General features: G+C 46.8%; 22 protein-coding genes, 1 tRNA gene and 1 other annotated feature. Of the genes, 3 read left to right on the top strand and 20 right to left on the bottom strand.

Going from position 1 to position 16,634, the window contains the following annotated elements; genetic code table 11:
• Window positions 1-90: 90 nt before the first annotated feature.
• Both rpoZ and gmk read right to left on the bottom strand, forming a co-directional pair.
• Entirely contained in the window at window positions 91-309 is a 219-nt protein-coding gene (gene rpoZ / locus Q0E49_RS06245; RefSeq protein ID WP_295747141.1) for a DNA-directed RNA polymerase subunit omega, read from the bottom strand.
• Window positions 310-417: 108 nt separating this feature from the next.
• Window positions 418-1,032, bottom strand: a complete 615-nt coding sequence (gmk, locus tag Q0E49_RS06240) for a guanylate kinase (protein ID WP_295747143.1) — start codon at window positions 1,030-1,032, stop codon at window positions 418-420.
• 166 nt (window positions 1,033-1,198) lie between these two features.
• On the opposite strand from gmk, the gene Q0E49_RS06235 reads away from it, so the two are divergent.
• Entirely contained in the window at window positions 1,199-1,519 is a 321-nt protein-coding gene (locus tag Q0E49_RS06235) for a hypothetical protein (RefSeq protein ID WP_295747139.1), read from the top strand.
• Between the two features lie 64 nt (window positions 1,520-1,583).
• Here Q0E49_RS06235 and recN read toward each other — a convergent pair whose 3' ends face one another.
• The 14 genes from recN to Q0E49_RS06165 all read right to left on the bottom strand — a co-directional run bounded on the left by recN (window position 1,584) and on the right by Q0E49_RS06165 (window position 12,869).
• Window positions 1,584-3,269, bottom strand: coding sequence for a DNA repair protein RecN (gene recN / locus Q0E49_RS06230; RefSeq protein WP_295747137.1), 1,686 nt, complete (start codon window positions 3,267-3,269; stop codon window positions 1,584-1,586).
• Between the two features lie 17 nt (window positions 3,270-3,286).
• The gene (locus tag Q0E49_RS06225; protein ID WP_295747135.1) at window positions 3,287-3,739 is read right to left on the bottom strand and encodes an ArgR family transcriptional regulator; all 453 of its coding nucleotides are present in this window, start codon (window positions 3,737-3,739) and stop codon (window positions 3,287-3,289) included.
• 21 nt (window positions 3,740-3,760) lie between these two features.
• Window positions 3,761-4,585 (bottom strand): TlyA family RNA methyltransferase, encoded by an 825-nt coding sequence (locus tag Q0E49_RS06220; RefSeq protein WP_295747133.1) that lies wholly within the window; start codon window positions 4,583-4,585, stop codon window positions 3,761-3,763.
• Window positions 4,585-5,484, bottom strand: coding sequence for a polyprenyl synthetase family protein (locus Q0E49_RS06215; protein ID WP_295747131.1), 900 nt, complete (start codon window positions 5,482-5,484; stop codon window positions 4,585-4,587). The genes Q0E49_RS06220 and Q0E49_RS06215 overlap by 1 nt, the downstream gene beginning before the upstream one ends.
• 25 nt (window positions 5,485-5,509) lie before the next feature.
• A complete protein-coding gene (locus Q0E49_RS06210; RefSeq protein WP_295747129.1) occupies window positions 5,510-5,812 on the bottom strand; it encodes an exodeoxyribonuclease VII small subunit in 303 nt (100 codons plus the stop codon).
• Window positions 5,793-7,148 carry an exodeoxyribonuclease VII large subunit gene (xseA, locus tag Q0E49_RS06205; protein WP_295747128.1) on the bottom strand — a complete coding sequence of 452 codons (1,356 nt, stop codon included), beginning with the start codon at window positions 7,146-7,148 and terminating at the stop codon, window positions 5,793-5,795. Before xseA ends, Q0E49_RS06210 begins: the two co-directional genes overlap by 20 nt.
• Window positions 7,141-7,995 carry a tetrahydrofolate dehydrogenase/cyclohydrolase catalytic domain-containing protein gene (locus Q0E49_RS06200; RefSeq protein WP_295747126.1) on the bottom strand — a complete coding sequence of 285 codons (855 nt, stop codon included), beginning with the start codon at window positions 7,993-7,995 and terminating at the stop codon, window positions 7,141-7,143. The genes xseA and Q0E49_RS06200 overlap by 8 nt, the downstream gene beginning before the upstream one ends.
• A 190-nt stretch (window positions 7,996-8,185) precedes the next feature.
• Window positions 8,186-8,587, bottom strand: coding sequence for a transcription antitermination factor NusB (gene nusB, locus Q0E49_RS06195; protein WP_295747124.1), 402 nt, complete (start codon window positions 8,585-8,587; stop codon window positions 8,186-8,188).
• A 2-nt stretch (window positions 8,588-8,589) separates the two neighbouring features.
• Window positions 8,590-9,036, bottom strand: coding sequence for an Asp23/Gls24 family envelope stress response protein (locus tag Q0E49_RS06190; RefSeq protein ID WP_295747122.1), 447 nt, complete (start codon window positions 9,034-9,036; stop codon window positions 8,590-8,592).
• A gap of 80 nt (window positions 9,037-9,116) precedes the next feature.
• Window positions 9,117-10,202, bottom strand: coding sequence for a Xaa-Pro peptidase family protein (locus tag Q0E49_RS06185; RefSeq protein ID WP_295747120.1), 1,086 nt, complete (start codon window positions 10,200-10,202; stop codon window positions 9,117-9,119).
• A gap of 127 nt (window positions 10,203-10,329) precedes the next feature.
• Window positions 10,330-10,611, bottom strand: a complete 282-nt coding sequence (gene rpmA, locus Q0E49_RS06180; protein WP_102278819.1) for a 50S ribosomal protein L27 — start codon at window positions 10,609-10,611, stop codon at window positions 10,330-10,332.
• A 24-nt stretch (window positions 10,612-10,635) separates the two neighbouring features.
• On the bottom strand, window positions 10,636-10,959 hold the full coding sequence (locus tag Q0E49_RS06175) for a ribosomal-processing cysteine protease Prp (RefSeq protein ID WP_295747117.1): 324 nt from the start codon (window positions 10,957-10,959) through the stop codon (window positions 10,636-10,638).
• Window positions 10,960-10,961: 2 nt separating this feature from the next.
• Window positions 10,962-11,270: a 50S ribosomal protein L21 gene (gene rplU, locus Q0E49_RS06170; RefSeq protein ID WP_295747116.1), complete on the bottom strand. Its 309-nt coding sequence runs from the start codon at window positions 11,268-11,270 to the stop codon at window positions 10,962-10,964.
• 16 nt (window positions 11,271-11,286) lie between these two features.
• Window positions 11,287-11,356: a sequence feature (ribosomal protein L21 leader region), on the bottom strand.
• A 106-nt stretch (window positions 11,357-11,462) separates the two neighbouring features.
• Window positions 11,463-12,869, bottom strand: a complete 1,407-nt coding sequence (locus Q0E49_RS06165; RefSeq protein ID WP_295747114.1) for a DHA2 family efflux MFS transporter permease subunit — start codon at window positions 12,867-12,869, stop codon at window positions 11,463-11,465.
• 475 nt (window positions 12,870-13,344) lie between these two features.
• On the opposite strand from Q0E49_RS06165, the gene Q0E49_RS06160 reads away from it, so the two are divergent.
• A tRNA-Arg gene (locus Q0E49_RS06160) sits at window positions 13,345-13,418 on the top strand.
• Between the two features lie 152 nt (window positions 13,419-13,570).
• Here the strand turns inward: Q0E49_RS06160 and Q0E49_RS06155 are convergent.
• From Q0E49_RS06155 to Q0E49_RS06140, 4 genes are all read right to left on the bottom strand, one after another.
• Entirely contained in the window at window positions 13,571-13,693 is a 123-nt protein-coding gene (locus Q0E49_RS06155; protein WP_295747112.1) for a hypothetical protein, read from the bottom strand.
• A 99-nt stretch (window positions 13,694-13,792) separates the two neighbouring features.
• Window positions 13,793-14,326 carry a hypothetical protein gene (locus tag Q0E49_RS06150; RefSeq protein ID WP_295747110.1) on the bottom strand — a complete coding sequence of 178 codons (534 nt, stop codon included), beginning with the start codon at window positions 14,324-14,326 and terminating at the stop codon, window positions 13,793-13,795.
• A complete protein-coding gene (locus Q0E49_RS06145; RefSeq protein WP_295747108.1) occupies window positions 14,313-15,296 on the bottom strand; it encodes a hypothetical protein in 984 nt (327 codons plus the stop codon). Before Q0E49_RS06145 ends, Q0E49_RS06150 begins: the two co-directional genes overlap by 14 nt.
• Window positions 15,286-16,176 carry an exonuclease SbcC gene (locus tag Q0E49_RS06140; RefSeq protein ID WP_295747106.1) on the bottom strand — a complete coding sequence of 297 codons (891 nt, stop codon included), beginning with the start codon at window positions 16,174-16,176 and terminating at the stop codon, window positions 15,286-15,288. The genes Q0E49_RS06145 and Q0E49_RS06140 overlap by 11 nt, the downstream gene beginning before the upstream one ends.
• Before the next feature lie 204 nt (window positions 16,177-16,380).
• Between Q0E49_RS06140 and Q0E49_RS06135 the strand changes: the two genes are divergently transcribed.
• The gene (locus Q0E49_RS06135) at window positions 16,381-16,512 is read left to right on the top strand and encodes a hypothetical protein (protein WP_295747104.1); all 132 of its coding nucleotides are present in this window, start codon (window positions 16,381-16,383) and stop codon (window positions 16,510-16,512) included.
• Window positions 16,513-16,634 lie beyond the last annotated feature (122 nt).

Below are 16,634 nucleotides of genomic sequence, written 5' to 3'. Positions count from 1 at the left end.
CTAAAAAAGAAGAACCGTTCGGAATTTTGAGCATTCCGAACGGTTCACTCATTATAAAGGGCTTATGTCACAGCCCCTTGATTGTGGCAACTAGTCCTGAAGGTCTTCATGAGCATCCGGGTCGATAACAACCTTGCCTGCTTCAATCTCTTCCAGTGCCCGCCCCACGGGTTTGACTGAGTCATAGTGTGACAGCAATTCAGGGTCACCATTCTCTAATTCATGAGCCCGTTTGCTAGCAAGCATTACCAGTGAATAACGGGAATCAACCCGTTTCAGCAGTTCGTCAACTGATGGAAAAAGAATCATAACTATTACTCCTTTAAGTGCTGAACTTATTACTTTTGTTCTTAAATTGGACTGATGTTAATTCACTACTTTATTTTAGCAGATTAACTAACCATCGTGAAATCTGGCTTACTTATCACCAAGCATTTCGAGATAATCAGGCATTACCCGCGGAACCCGGAGACGTTCACTGCGGATAATCCCCTTGATTTTCTCCACGGCATTCTCTACTTCGTCATTAACGACCGCGTAGTCGTAGTTCTGCATCATTTGAATTTCACCGAAGGCTTTGTGGATCCGCTTATTAATAACCTCCATGCTGTCAGTTCCGCGGTGAATCAGCCGGTGTTTCAGCTCCATCAAATCCGGCGGTGTCAGGAAAATGAACACGCCATCTGGACACTTCGAACGTACCTGCATTGCCCCGTTAACTTCAATTTCCAGAAAAACATCGCGCCCAGAATCAAGGGTGTCATTAACATATTTTAGTGGCGTGCCATAGTAGTTATCTACGTACTTCGCGTATTCCAGCATCCCGCCTTCCTGGATGCGCTTCTCAAATTCCTCTTTGCTGACAAAGAAATAATCTACGCCGTTTTTTTCACCCGGACGCGGCTTCCGGGTGGTCATTGAAATGGAGTATTGGAAGTCATTACCGGGTTGGTTAAAGATTGCTTTTCGCACAGTCCCCTTTCCAACACCAGATGGACCAGACAATACAATTAACATCCCTCGTTTGCTCATCACTCAAATGCTCCTTAGCAGAAATGTAGTATTACTATTTTGCAATAAAATCCGCCTTAAATCAACTGCCAGCGGCATCGTTTAGAGGAAATTCTAATTGCCCTTGCTTTTTCGAACGCCTGTTCGTATAATGATAATACAAACAAATGTTCGGGAGGAACCAATCATGCAAAATCCAGCTTCACTGTTAACGACCGTCACCACTAACCAACTCCGTCAAGGTGTTAAACGTTTCTTTAACCTTCCTCCCGAGCAGCCACGTCTCTTAAATCGTCAACCGTTGGCACAGCGTCAGTTATTCTTGAAGAAGGCTGTTAGCCACCACTACGTTGTCTTTATTCAGTTACGACCACGTCAGCAGTCTGAACAACCCACCAATTTACAAGGAATTATTCACCAGATTGATCACCAGCACTATTTGTTAACCCGCGGACACGTCAACTACCTTTTTACTATTGACCAATTACAATACCTTGCACGGCTGTAGAAAAAATAATCATTTCTTGCCTACAAAAAACGGCACCCTGATTTGAAATCAGGGTGCTGTTTTTTCATTGTTGACCCATTTTAAGGAGTTCCGAAGCATGTTCACGAGTCAGCTTAGTAATTCGCTCACCCGCTAGCATTCGCGAAAGTTCATCAACCCGTTGACGACTAGTTAGCTTCCTCACACTCGTTGTAGTCCGCGAACCATGGACCCCTTTTTCGATGTGCCAGTGGTGCTGAGCCACTGCGGCAACCTGGGGCAGGTGGGTAATACACAATACCTGGGAATGCTTAGCAATGAGCTTGATTTTATCAGCAATGGCCTGGGCTACCCGGCCACTCACCCCCGTATCAACCTCATCAAAGATGATACTAGTGATTCCTGCTGTCGAGGCAAAAATAGTTTTGAGGGCGAGCATCACCCGTGAAAGTTCCCCACCTGAGGCAATCTTCACCAACGGCCCCATCGTTTCGCCCGGGTTAGTTTGAATGTAAAATTCGACCTGCTCACTTCCACCAGCGTCAAAGCCGTCTTCATTCGTTACCGGTGAAAAATGGACTTTGAAATCGGCCTTATCCATATACAATGCCGATAGTTGCTGGTGAACTTCTGCTTCTAACCGTTTGGCTGCCCGGTGCCGGTTTTCACTTAATCGCGTGGAGAGCGTCATCAGCTGGTCCTTGATTTTAGCTAATTCAGCTCCCTGGTCATCAGCTGACTCGGCGCTCTGCTCCATGCGAGTTAATTCAGATTTTATTTGCTGGTAATATTTCAGCACGTCTGTCACCGTATCGCCATATTTATGTTCTAATGTTCCAATCAGCGTTAACCGTTCATCAATTTGGGCAAGCCGGGCATCATCAAATTCCAAAGTCTCCAGTTGCGAATTAGCATTATCCGCTAAGTCCTGCAGGGTGTAGTAAGCATCATTTAACGACCGGTTCATTTTCTCAAAAGCAGAATCAAACTTTGCAATGCCCTGCAGAGCGTCCATTGCGGTCCCCAACTGGTCCAAGACGGCCACGCCGTCATTGTCATTGAGCACACCAACAATCGTTTGAAGGGCGGTGTTGATCTGCTGAAAATGCGCCAACCGTTCCCGTTCACTGGTCAGTTTTTCATCTTCATCGGGGACCAGGTTGGCATCGCCAATTTCCTTGACCTGGTAACGAAGCATATCAAGCCGTTGGGCCCATTGCTGCTCGTTCCGTTGCCGGTCACTAATCGTCTTTTTAAGTTTTAAGTATTGGGCGTATTGCTGGTGATAATCTGCCAAATCAGCCGCCAACTGTTTTCCGGCAAACTGGTCTAGCATCCCCAGGTGGGTTTCAGGTTGCAGCAGCAGCTGGTGTTCATTTTGTCCCTGAATATCTACCAAGCCCCGACCTAACTTCTTTAATGTCGAGGTATTGACTAGTTGACCATTCACCCGGATGGTATTGCGCCCATTCCGGTTGATTTGCCGGCTAATAATTAGGACACCATCCTGGTAATCAATGCCCAGTTCATCTAGCATTGCTACGTACTGAGGGTCATCGGGAACGGTAAACTGCCCCTGCAGGTTCAGCTTATCGCTCCCCCGCCGGATAAACTCCTGGGAACCACGGCCCCCCGCGAGGAGACCAACCGCATCAATAATAATCGATTTCCCCGCACCAGTCTCACCCGTCAGGACCGTCATCTGGTCATCAAAAGTCAGTGACTGGTGGTCAATAATAGCTAAATTATCAATGGTGAGTTCTTGTAACACCCTCAGGCCCTCTTTTCTTAATGGTTTTGTGGCTGTAAATGAGCTACCAATTTCTTTGCGTCAGCCGCCGAATTGCAAATCACCAGCACTGTCGAATCATCCCCTAAAGAGATAAACACCTGTGGAAAATGTGCTCGTTGAATTAGCTGCGAAACTGACGGGCCACACCCTGGCACCATCAATAAAGCGACGAAGCGGTCACTAACCTTGATCTCTTTAAGGTCGTTACGCAGCGAATTAGCAAGCCGCTGGCGAACATTAGGTTGCTGACGAACCGGCAAGCTATAGTGATAACCACCCTCGGGATTTGGTTCCTTAATTAACTGCATCTCCTTGATGTCGCGGGAGATCGTCGCCTGGGTAACCTTAACGCCCCGTTGAGCCAGGAGAGCAACTAACCCCTCCTGGTTTTCCACGTCATTGTTGGTGATTAATTGCTTAATGGCTTTCTGTCGCTCACTTTTGTTCACTTTTGCTCCTCCGTTCATTCATTAATTAGCTGTATCCAGTGTACCATGGGCTGCCTGTAAAACGTCATCAATACTAAGACCGTCAGCAACAGTCCCGACACCAGTGGTCAGCCGAAGGTGGACTAAGAATTCAATGTTGCCCTGTCCCCCTTTAATAGGAGAAAAGTCAAGCCCAAGAACATCAAAATGGTCTTCGCGAGCAAAACCGAGAACCTCTTGAAGCACCTCACGATGAACAGCGGGGTCACGGACAATCCCATGTTTCCCGACATTCTCCCGACCGGCCTCAAACTGGGGCTTAATCAATGCTACTACTTCTCCCCCCACCGGCAGAATCTTCGCCAATGGCGGTAAAATTAACCGCAATGAAATAAAAGAGACATCAATGGAGGCAAACTGTGGCTGCCCCGCCGTAAAATCGGCTAACTTGCTGTAACGAAAATTAGTCTGCTCCATTACTACTACGCGGGGGTCTTCGCGCAACTGCCAAACCAGCTGGTTGGTGCCAACATCCAGCGCGTAACTGCGCTTGGCACCATTTTGCAACATCACGTCCGTAAAACCACCAGTTGACGAACCAATGTCAAGAACAACCTTATCAGCCACGCTAATGTGGAACACTTTTAGTGCCTTGGCCAGTTTTAAGCCGCCACGACTAACATAAGGCATCTTATGGCCTTTCATGTGGAGGGTCGTCGTCACCGGGATCTTTTCCCCCGGTTTATCTAGCCGTTCGTTATTTTTACCTAAAATCTCGCCGGCCATGACAGCCCGTTTGGCTTGCTCTCGCGAATCGAAGAGCCCCTGTTTAACCAGCAAGACATCAACTCGTTGTTTTTCAACCATCAGTGTTTTTCCTCCACGTTGCTACTAATCTTGAAGTACGCTAAAAACTGACTAAAACCATCAAATGAATGTCCCGTCATTTGACTTAACCGCTGTTGCGTTTGACGAGCCGCCGCTACCGTTGCAGCCAGCTGCTCTTGGGCCCCGGTTAAACCGAGCAACCCAGGATAAGTATTCTTGTGTTCGCCAGCATCCTTGTGGGTTGCCTTGCCGAGTTGGGCAGCACTCGCGGTAACGTCCAGAATATCATCATAAATCTGAAAGGCGAGGCCATATTGCGCGCCAAAACGTGCTAGTTGTTCAATGACCGGTTCGGATTGACGAGTCAGGATTCCTCCTGCCTTGACTGCATATTGAAGTAGTGCGCCGGTCTTTTGCCGGTGAAGGTAGCGTAAGGCAGGCAGGTCGAGGTTCCTTTGTTCACCCAAGATATCGCGGGCCTGTCCTGCTACCATCCCGCTCGGTCCTGCTGCCAATGACAGCTGGCGAGTCAATTCAGCACGAACTGCACTCGGCAAGCCGTTATCGCTTACCCATTGGAAAGCCAGCGTGAGGAGTCCATCCCCTGCTAAGGTGGCCATGCCTGCGCCAAAGCGGACATGGTTCGTTGCCTTCCCCCGCCGCAAATTATCGTTGTCCATGGCTGGCAAGTCATCATGGATTAGTGAATAAGTATGGAGCAATTCCAGTGCGCAAGCAGCCTGCAGGCAGTCGGCAGTAATCACTCCACCGGTCATCTCGACTACCGCGAGTGTCAGCGCTGGGCGCAGTCGCTTGCCGCCGGCCATCAACGAATAATTCATTGAAGAGAACAGGGTTGACTCATCCACATCGTCATGGAGGTGGTGAGCCAAGTAATCATTAATCATTTCCTGGTATTGCGCAACACTTTTGACCATCATGTTTACTCCCCTCGGTCAACAACTAAAACAGGTCCGCCATATTGGCATCGGTCGTATCCTTGCTACCGTTGAACTTGCCAAAAGAAGTCTGGTCGTCCTGGGCGATTTCTTTTTCCTGACCCTGGTCGTCAATCACCTTCGCCAGCGTCTTTTCCGCTCCCGACAGCTGCTTTTGCAAGCTATTGACCAGTTTCATGCCTTCCTTAAATTGGCTGATGGATTCCTCTAGCGGAACGTTACCCTGTTCCAGGTTGTTGACAATTGCCTGGAGGTCATCCATCTGTTTTTCAAAAGTTTCTGATTTACTACTTTGCCGTGTTGCCATCCTGATTCTCCTTTGTTTGCTTAATTTCAGCCGCTGCCTGCCCGTTATAGAAGTTCAGTGTTACCTGTTGACCAGTAGTCAGCTGATCGACGCCATTGACAATATGCTTGCCGCTACTGATAAAGCTGTAACCGCGCTTCATTACCTGGTACGGGTCCAAACTACTTAATTCACGCTGCAGTCCCTTCAGTACCTGTTGCTGATGTGTCAGATTGGTTTTTTCAGCCCTGACTAACCGTTGTGCCGTATTGGTCAGCTGGTTAGTCAAGTTGGCGATTGTTGACCGCGGATTGTACTGAACGAGGCGGCTCTTTAGTGCTTGAACAGACTGTTGGCGGTTACTCAGTTGCAGCCGAAAAGACTGCTGCAAGCTAGCCGTTAAGTTATCCAGGTTCTGCAAGTACGTTTCGTACAACCGCTCGGGCTGTTTAAAAATATAGCTATCCGCCAAGTTTGTTAGTTGCTGCTGTTTAGTTTGCAGGCACTTGCCAAACGCACTAGTCAACCGTGATTGCAGTTCCGCGACCCGACTCACCATGTCTGTCAACTGGGGAGTAGCCATTTCAGCCGCTGCTGTTGGTGTTGCCGCCCGGACATCGGCTGCCAAGTCAGCGATTGTGGTATCCGTTTCATGACCGACCGATGAGATAACCGGGATTTGGCTGGCCGCAATCGCTCGCCCAACTTTTTCTTCGTTAAACGGCCACAAGTCTTCCAGCGAGCCGCCACCACGACCAATAATAATGTCGTCGAAACCGCCTAAGGCATTAATTTGCTCAATACGCGCCACTAGTTGGTCTGCTGCTTGGTCGCCCTGGACAGCTGCCGGAAAGAGCACAATCTGCACCTGCGGATCCCGCCGCCCAGCGGTATTAATAATGTCGTGAATAACCGCCCCACTGCGGCTCGTGATCACGGCAATCTTTTGTGGCAATACCGGAAGCTTCTTTTTTGGTCGGTCAAAGAGCCCCTCCTTCGCTAGCTTTTCGGCCATTTGCTTAAACCGAACGTATAAATCGCCAATGCCGGCTGGCTCCATGGTGTCAGCATAAAACTGGTATTCCCCGTTACGCTGGTACACATCTACCCGCCCTGACAACTGGACTTCCATCCCGTCAGCAGGCGTAAAACGGACCCGCCTAAACTTATTTGCAAACATGACCACGTGCAAAACTGCCTGGTCATCTTTAATGCTAAAGTACTGGTGAGTCGGTCGCTGGTGAAAGTTAGTTAACTGCCCCTTGACGTACACTCGCTGTAAGTACGGGTCTGCGGAAAATTTACGGGCGACATAGGCTGTCAGCTCACTAACCGTTAAATAACTCTGGTTACTCATGTTGCCACTCCGTTAAATCGACCGTCTGTGCTTCCATTACCGCGACCGTTAACGGACCGACCCCGCCGGGAACCGGGGTAATGGTCCCTGCGACCTGACTAGCACTAACAAAGTCCACATCACCAACTAACTTGCCATCCGCCAGGCGGTTAATTCCAACGTCAATCACAACACTGCCCTGTTTGAGATCGTCACCAGTAATCCAATTTGGCTTTCCAGCGGCAACGACCACAATATCGGCCTGCCGCAACCGGTTAAGCAAGTGGGGGGTCTTCCGCCCACACATTGTCACCGTCGCGTCGCGGTTAATGAACAGCGACTGGAGAGGACGACCAACCAGGATACTCCGGCCAACAATGACCACATCAGCACCAGCGATGGGAACCTGATAGTGGTCCAGCGCCATCATAATTCCCCGCGGTGTACAAGAGATTGGGTAGTTTCCCGGAAAATTATTATACAGTTTTCCAACATTCACCGGGTGAAACCCGTCCACGTCTTTTTCCGGCGCAATGCGACCCACCAACGCCATATTATCAATGTGTGCCGGCAATGGTTCTTGCACCATAATTGCGTTAACCGTTTGATCAGCATTCAACCGCTCAATTTCTGCCGTTAGTTCTGCCTGACTAACTGCGGCTGGATAACGCAATAGCTGGCAACTAATGCCCAACGCCTTCGCTTTTTTTTGTTTTGTTCTGGTATAAATCTTACTAGCCGGGTCATCCCCTACCAGGACCACCGCCATCTTCGGGATAATTCCCCGCTTCTTGAGTCGATCAACCCGTTGTTTGGTTTCCCGATTTATTTCTTTGGCATAAGCACGGCCATCAATGATTGTTGCCATTTGACCGACTCCTTTCATTTAAGTCAACATGTATTTTAACACAGGCGGACAGTTCTCCGGCGGGCTCGAATAATCGTCCCGGAAGGAGCTTCTCACCCAACTCAGCAAAACACCAAGAAACCTCCAGCGTTCAGCCTGTCAGAACGTTGGAGGTTATCATTATCTCATGATGAATGAGGATTCACTTTTCTTAGTCGGCAAAGTTAGATAAGAGCCCGTTGATGAACTTCCGCGAACGGTCATCAGAAAACGCCTTGGCTAACTGCAGTGCTTCATCAATTGCCACTGCTTGCGGTATTTTATCTTCGTACTGCAGTTCATAAAGTGCCAAACGTAAGATGATTAAATCAGGCTTTGCCAACCGCTGAAGTGTCCACCCTGCTGCTAAGTGCGCACTAATCTGTTTATCTAATTCATCCTGGTGATCGATCACACCACTCACCAGTGAGTCCAAAAAGGCTGGCGCTTGTTCATCATCATTCAGCTTAATCAGGCTGCGGTAGATTGTTTCCCGGTCAGCATCCGGTTCGCTTGCTAAGGCAAACAGGGTCTGAAAGGCAACTTCCCGCATTTTATGTCTTGTCAGTTTCACAATTACTCTTCCTCGTCGCTTTTTTCGTCTTGACTGTGGAAACCAAAAATATCGTTTTGGTCAATGGATTGTTCCTTTTCATCAGCAACAATCCCCTGGATCCGGACATTGACCTCAGTTGGTGTCAATCCCGTCATCACCGTTACCTGCTGCTTAACTTTATTCTGGATTTCAGCGGCAATTTTTGGTACCGAAACACCATACTGCACGTAAACGTCGACGTCAATCCCCAGCTCGTCATCATTGTTGGATAACTTAACGCCCCGCCGGTCTAGTTGACGGCCAAATAGTTCACCAACACCACTCGCCAGTGATCCATGCATCTTGGCAACGCCATCTACTTCGTTAGCCGCAATCCCCGCAATGATCTCTAACACTTGTGGTGACATTTGAATCGTTCCTAGTGATTGGTCATCACTATTTAACACAATATTTGTATCTTTTGCCATCATTAATCCTCCAGTTCGCACAATTTTAATACTAACCCTAATTTTGCACTATCTCGTCATAAATTGCAATTATCGCCACATTATTTGGCATCAAGGACCACCAGGTCGGTGCCAGCTGTCGTCAAACGTTGTGCGCCATCTTCGGTAATTAAGATGTCATCTTCAATCCGCACCCCACCGACTGAAGGAACGTAAATTCCTGGTTCAACCGTAATGACCTGGTTCGGTTCAACCACCACGTCATCGCGGCCAGGGCCATAAGACAGTGGCAGTTCATGAATGGATAGACCGATCCCGTGCCCCATTCCGTGTTGGAATTCTTTTTCATAACCAGCATCATTAATCAGGAAACGACCGGCGTGATCCAGTGCGTCACCATGGATACCCGGCTTGGCGGCGGCAATGACCTTTTCCCGTGCCTGGTTGACCAACTGGTAAACTTGGCGCATCTGCTCACCAGGGTTCCCAATAGCAAACGTCCGCGTCATGTCAGCCGTATAGCCGTCCACGTAGTAACCAAAGTCAACGGTGACCATGTCACCAGCTTGTAGTTGGCGGTCGGTCACGGTGGCGTGCGGTTTAGCCGAGTTTTCACCGCTAGCGACGATCGTGTCGAACGACGCCTTTTGTGCACCGTGGCTCTTCATCCAATAATCCAACTCCAAGGCGACCTGCCGCTCACTCATTCCCGGATGAACGATTTCCAAGAGGTGCTGGTAACCTGCTGACTGTAATTCCGCCGCTTTTCGGAGAGCGGTAATTTCGTTGTCATCCTTAACGGCCCGCAGCGATTCAACCATTGCTGCACAAGGAACAATATCAGCCGCCATCAGGTCGTTAAGGATATCGTACACTTCAAAAGAAACGGTATTCTCAAAGCCCATGACGTCGATATTCATCCCCGCACACAATTTATTGACCGCGCCATAGTAGTCCCGGGTAATGACCCCCACGACCTCATCATTGTCAAAATCTTGCAGCGCCGTCGCATAGCGGTCATCAGTAACCATTACTGCCTGGTCTCTAGTCACCAGCAAGGCTCCATCACCTGCCATGAGTGGGAACCCAGTTAAGTAGAAAATATTTTTATCGTTAGTTACCAACAGGGCATCAATATAGTAATCATCAAATTGCTTGCGCAAGCGTTCCAATCGATTGTTCTTCATGGCTACTCCTTTCGAGGAAAACAGAAAAGCTAAATTATTGGTCATCACTGAGCTAAACTGGGTAAAAAGAAAAAGCCGTAAGCTCAGAAGACATGGTCCTGAAGCATTACAGCTTTTTTACTGGTAATTAAGCTTCTACTGGGTAAACCGATACCTGACGGTTGTGACGGTCCATACGTTCGAACTTAACAACACCATCAATCTTAGCAAACAGCGTGTCATCACCGCCGCGGCCGACGTTTTCACCTGGGTGAATGTGAGTACCACGTTGACGGTAAATAATGGAGCCGGCAGTAACTACTGAACCATCAGCAGCCTTAGTTCCCAGACGACGACCTGCAGTTTTACGGCCGTTGGCAGTGGAACCGCCCCCCTTGTGGTGAGAGAAGAATTGTAAATCCATAATCATTGTTGTTCACCTCCACAAAACAAGTTAATTAAACATTTTTACTTCAAGGTACTGCCCGTATTGTTGTTGAATTGACATTAGGCCGTCCAGCAACGTTTGGCAGATGATCTGCGAATCATGATCCGGGCCAATCTTCGTCACCCGGATAAAGCCACCCTGTTCATTGTCTGCCTCTTCGTAGGGTTTAACATGGGCAACGCTGGTAAGAGCATTGATGCACGTTGCCACCACAGCAGAAACAGCAGCACAGACAATATCGTGTCCGTATTCGCCTGAATCAGCGTGACCGGTAAGTTCAATCGTGTTAAACTTACCATCCGCATCGACTTGAAAATGCGCTTTAATCATGATTAAGCGTTAATCTTGTTGATCGTTACCTTAGTGTATGGTTGACGGTGACCCTTCTTAGTGTGGGTGTGCTTCTTTGGCTTGTACTTGAAAGTTACGACCTTCTTTTCCTTACCTTGCTTGTCAACCGTTCCTTCAACGGAAGCACCGTCGACCAGTGGCTTACCAATCTTGGTATCGTCACCGCCTACGAAAACAACCTGATCAAAGGTAACAGTGTCACCTTGCTTGGCGTCCAGCTTTTCAACGTAGATGGCCTTGCCTTCTTCTACCTTGTACTGCTTGCCACCAGTAACAATAATTGCGTACATAATTTTGTGCACCTCCTTAGTATCTCAGACTCGCCGAACGAGTAGCAATTGCTTTACACTCGTTTATCGTGCGGTTGTAGTTGTTGGTTCACAAATACAACGCTAATATACTATCAGAAAGTTGACCGTTCGTCAATGCACTATCAAGTTTTTGATTAATTCCTGCTACCTAAAAATACTCAAAAGAATCCGTTACTTAATTTCACTTGAAGAACGATTCTTCGCCCGTATCAGAAAGACAAAAGCAATAATGTTAAGAGCAGTAATTGCCCAAAATGACCAGTGAAATCCCTGTAATCTGGCGACATCTAAGGATAAGTGATGAGCAATTCCTCTTCTCTGCCCCAGTGCTTGTGCCGTTGCGGCCATAGCGTTTGCAAAGGCGCTGGCAACCTGGCTAAGCGTTACCATAATTGTGTTACCAAAAACGACGTATCGTTGGGGTAAAGCATTGAGTGCATAAACGGTAATTGGTGGGTAGGCCAGATTAAGTCCCCCACAACGGATGGCGTAAAGAAGAGCAATGAAAAAGAAGCTTGTAGCAGTGGTGTAGCTCGTCATCGGAATTGATGTGATTAAGCCAAGACCGAGACCAGTAAAGGCTACTAGTTTCAGTCCAATTTGATCATACAAGCGTCCGGCAATCGGTGAAATAATAATCATTGCGATTGCACTGGGCAGCATAATTAACGCGGATACGGTTGGAGAAACCTTTAGGACATTCTGATTAAAAAGCGGGAGCATTAACTCAGTGGACATCACTGATGCCGTACTTACCAATGCTAAGATAACGCCAAGTCGATATGAAGGCGCCTGGAAAACCCTCATTTCAAGTAAGGGATTGGTAAGCTTGAACTGTCGCTTCACAAAGTAGACAGTGAGCCCGCTGCCAATGACTAAACAAATAATAGTAAGGAGATCTAAATAACCAGTTTGGCCGATTCGTCCAAGTTCGTAGAGAAGCAATCCTAGACCAAGAAATGCAGACATCATCGAGAGAAGATCTAATTTTAGTTGTTGGGTGGGGATGATGTTTTTAACAAAGAGTTGACTAGCGATAATTACTAACGTACTAATGGGCATGAGAATAATGAAAAGCATTCGCCAACTGTAGTGGTCAACGATAATCCCCGAAATAATTGGACCAATTGCTGGACCAAAGTTAATGACGATACCAGCGATCCCCATGACTGTTCCACGGTGCTGAGGAGAAAAAACTAAGCTCAGCACATTTGGAATTAGTGGCATATTAATCCCAACAGCAATTCCTGCAATTAGTCGACCAATCAGTAAAAGCGGGAAATTAGTAGCAATAGCAGAAAAAAACGTGCCTACTAAGAAAATTGACATCGTTGTTGTAAACAGCGTTTTAAGCTTAATTGAATTAGTAAAGTAGGCAGCAAGCGGCATTGTAATTCCGGCAGCAAGCATATAACCGGTACTTAACCACTGCACCGTCATCTCATTAACATGGACTTCACGCATAATTGTCGGTAGTCCGTTATTTAACAAAGTTTCAGAAAAAGCGGTAATAAAACTACCACAAAGAAGGGTTAGTACCATCAAAAATTTATTTGCTTTTGGAATGGATTTTTGCATTTAGATACTCCTTTCAAAAAAAGAGCTGGACAGGAATAAAACCTGATCCAGCTCTTATTTTCTCGCCCGCTGTTCGTGAGCGCCTAGTATTAAACTATTCGTTAGACTACCAAAGTTATTTTAAAAAATCAAGAAACCTTTACCTCTTAGATGGGAAGTATTAAAAATGACACGAAAATTCATATCCGGCTTAGGCAGCATAAAAGATTATCTTCTGCTGATCGTTGCCCTACTTGATGAAAGCACTGGTCTAGCTGTTAAAAGCATGACAGCCACAAGATATTAGTTACTTTAGAGAAACAATTCATTGATTACTAACCGTCAAAATTGAACGTATCACCAAAGACCGTTTGACATAAATTTTGATCAAGAAAGCCTGGACTGACACCGTCGCTAGTACTTTGGCGTACTTTTAAGTTTCAGTTGATTACCCCCTTGACTTTTCTTCTCGGCAATCATTATACTTATTAAGTCTGGGGCGGTAGCTCAGCTGGATAGAGCATTCGCCTTCTAAGCGAACGGTCGTGGGTTCGAACCCCACCCGCCTCATTATTCAAGAAATTGACAAAATGACATTCTACCAAACGGGTACAATTGTTGAGCGATCAATGATGGTACCCGTTTTACTTTTTGGTACTAAAAAACAAAAGATGGCAGGCGTACCTACCATCTTTGATGAGTTGATAATAATTGCAAAAAAACTAGGCTTTCCGTTCATTTCCCAGGCGCTGTGTGTGCTTGCCCTTGGGCAGGCTCGTTGAAAAATACCACTGACCAGCAGCCGAGAGTGCCAAAATCAACACAATGACAAAAATCGGTAACATTTAGCTCACACCCTTTCAATGACTATACTTTTATGATAGCGACATTGTCAGGCGGCAACAATGCTGAGTGAATGTAAAAGCCGTTTCTTTACAAAAAGTTTACAATTTCGCCAACTGTTGGCTGGTCGTGCTAATTTCTGCCGGTGTCAGTTGCCAATCAACCAATCCCATCTTCAGGAAAAGGTGCCAGGCATGCCGGAACGATTCTTGCTGGTGGCTGAACTGGACATTACCAAGCAGACGGACAATCGCCAGGTACTGTTTGTTTTTATCGGTAACCTTCTCAGCCAATTTTGCTTCCGTGAGCCGTTGCCAATCATCATCACCTAGGACAACCAGGTGGGTCCATTGCCGCTTAGCACTCCACAGTAGAAAAAGGTTTAAGGTCCGACAATAGTTAGTTAACAATTGAGAATGATTGACCGGCGACTGTTGCTTGACCGGCTGGTTCACCTTATCAAACCAGCCATCGGCCGTCACCGTCCTTGACAGTGAAACAAGCAAACAAGTCATCGTGTTATCAAGACGACCATCTGCACCCAACGGGGCAACCTCGTCACTGAGATTATCCATCACCTGCCAATCATGGGCAATCACGTGTTGCAAAAGCGGCGTAATGTTAATCTTGATCATCAGTTTCCCCTTCCTGACTGTTAGCTGACTGATCAGCGGTTGTCTGCAGGATTAACGGTAACGACCGGACTGCCACCTCATCACGGTTCGTCAGGTACCATTCCCTCAGCAGTGGGTAATGGATGAGCAAGTCGAACAGTGAGATCCGAGAATCCGGATCAGCAACGTTGTAAAACCATTCGTGACTGTAGCTATCCTGATCGTAAAAAATCCGCAATTGAATTCCTGCATCCAATTTCAGTAGTGCCCCATTCTTATGCGGTAAAGTAAAGAGCATATATTCGCTATCGGCAGTTGAGACGAAGAGCTTATCAATCATTGTCAGGTCCATCGCCGGCTTTGCTAAACGAATGTTGCAATTATTAGCCGGATTCAAAATCCCCAGATCAATCTTGAAACCGAGCTGTTCTTTCAAAAGGTTGGCAAAATCAACCAGCGGTTTGACCGCTTCTTGCAAGTCGAGGTCGCTAAAATGCTGAAATTCGTTTTCCACAAAAAAGTCAACCAGTGCGTGATTGGAGAAACGCAACTGCCGGTTACCCAGGTCAACAAAGAATAGTGATTCGCGACCAACTCCCTCGTTAAAGAAGGCCCCCTGGTGTTCCTGGTCAAAAGCAAAGGTAAACGTGACTTGCTTTTCAAACGGGTGAAGGGTCGCACTTAGCTGGTGGTCCCCATCCTCAAAAATCTCGAACCCGTCGATCTGATGGAGTGCTAATAAACGATCCATCATTAACAAGAAGTAGTCTGCTTCCTGGTAATGCTGTGGTAATTGGACAAAGGCGTTAGTCAAGTCGAGGGCAGTTAACTGTTTGGTTGCCGCCAGCACTTGCTCATCATCCATCGCATTGATTAATTCATCCAACAGCGCTGTATAATGCTGACCAACTTCGAGCCCACGCTTAATCGAATTACTCAGCGCAGCTACCTGGTTAATGGTGTTGGAGACGATCCGTTCATTATTGCTCATCGGCTGCCACCTGCTTTCCACCATTTAACGTACTCAAGTGTTTCAGGTAATCTGCGTACAACTTGCGGTTAGCCAGCTCGAATTCTTCAAACCCACCAAACGTATCCGTAATACTCTTCATCTCATAACTCAGAATCGTATTTTCCTTAGAAAGTTCCAGGACCGTTTTTTCGTTTTCCTTAATTTTTTCAGCGGCGTTTTCCGCCTGTTTGGCTTCATTTTCCACCTGACTCAGCTGGTCAAGCAACTCATGGCGGCTTTCCTTCGCCTTACTCGACTCAAACAACCCCCCACGCGAATTGGCATCACGTAACTGTTCCTGCAGGCGATTGCGCTTTTGTTCACGTTCACCGGCATGATCAAGCAGGTCCTGCAAGTGGTCATTTTCGTTGGATAACTCATCAATCCGCGCGCTGTTGTAACGTTTACCACTTTGCTGCAGTTCAAAAGCTCGTGAGAGTTTCTTGTATTCGTCCTGGTTAAAGACAAAGCGCAAATTCAAAACGTCCAACTCACCAAATTGGCGCCGGTCCCACCAGTTACCAAAGTAAATGCGGAAGTGGCCAGTTTGGTATTCCTCATAGTAGAAGAACGGGTAAGCATGCCCGAGGTAGTCAATCAGGTTCGCACTGAGATATGTGCTCAGCTGGTCAGCTAAGTCGTCAACCAGGTTCATTACGTCCTGATTATTCGGCTGCTGTTCCCGGTGCTCAATTTCAGCGGCATAACGTCGGTTATCAAGTAATTGGAAGACCCGGCGGTCATTATGGCTTTCGATGGATTCCTTAATCCCTTGCAAATATTCAATTTTTGACGAAATCTGGCGGTTGATCACTTGACTAATGTCTTGTGCTCCGCGCGTCAACTCCTCTTTTGACATTGCAACCTCTCCTCGCAATTTAGTCATCTCATTAATATTTTATCAAATTATCTTGTGCCTGGATGAAAAGAACGACGAACGTTTAGTTTTTTTAATAACTTGTCACTAAATTTGCTTTTTACCAACTTAGCAGTATAATTAAAGCGTTGAATAACACATTTGTGTATTATTCAACGTGTGAGTTTCGAAAAGAGGCGAACAAATATGGCACGTAAATTAAGCAAGCAAGAACGTAAGGAAATGGCACGTAAGGCCATGGAAAAGCGTGGTAACAAGAAGCCAGATGGCTCAGGCTTTGCAAAGATTGCCGCTGACGCCCGGAAGCTTTCTGAATAATGATTTGTGAATATAAACCATTAAAAAGTCCCGTTTAACGGGACTTTTTTTCTACTTAAAGTCAAGTTATATCAGTACTTAGCGACTGTATTGACTTGGCTTTTTTAGATTATTATGTTCAA

Origin of the sequence: uncultured Limosilactobacillus sp. (assembly GCF_934202235.1) — a bacterium.
In the GTDB taxonomy this organism is placed as follows: Bacteria; Bacillota; Bacilli; order Lactobacillales; family Lactobacillaceae; genus Limosilactobacillus.
Note: the sequence above shows the minus strand (reverse complement) of the source record. Positions and strands in the feature narration are given on the sequence as shown.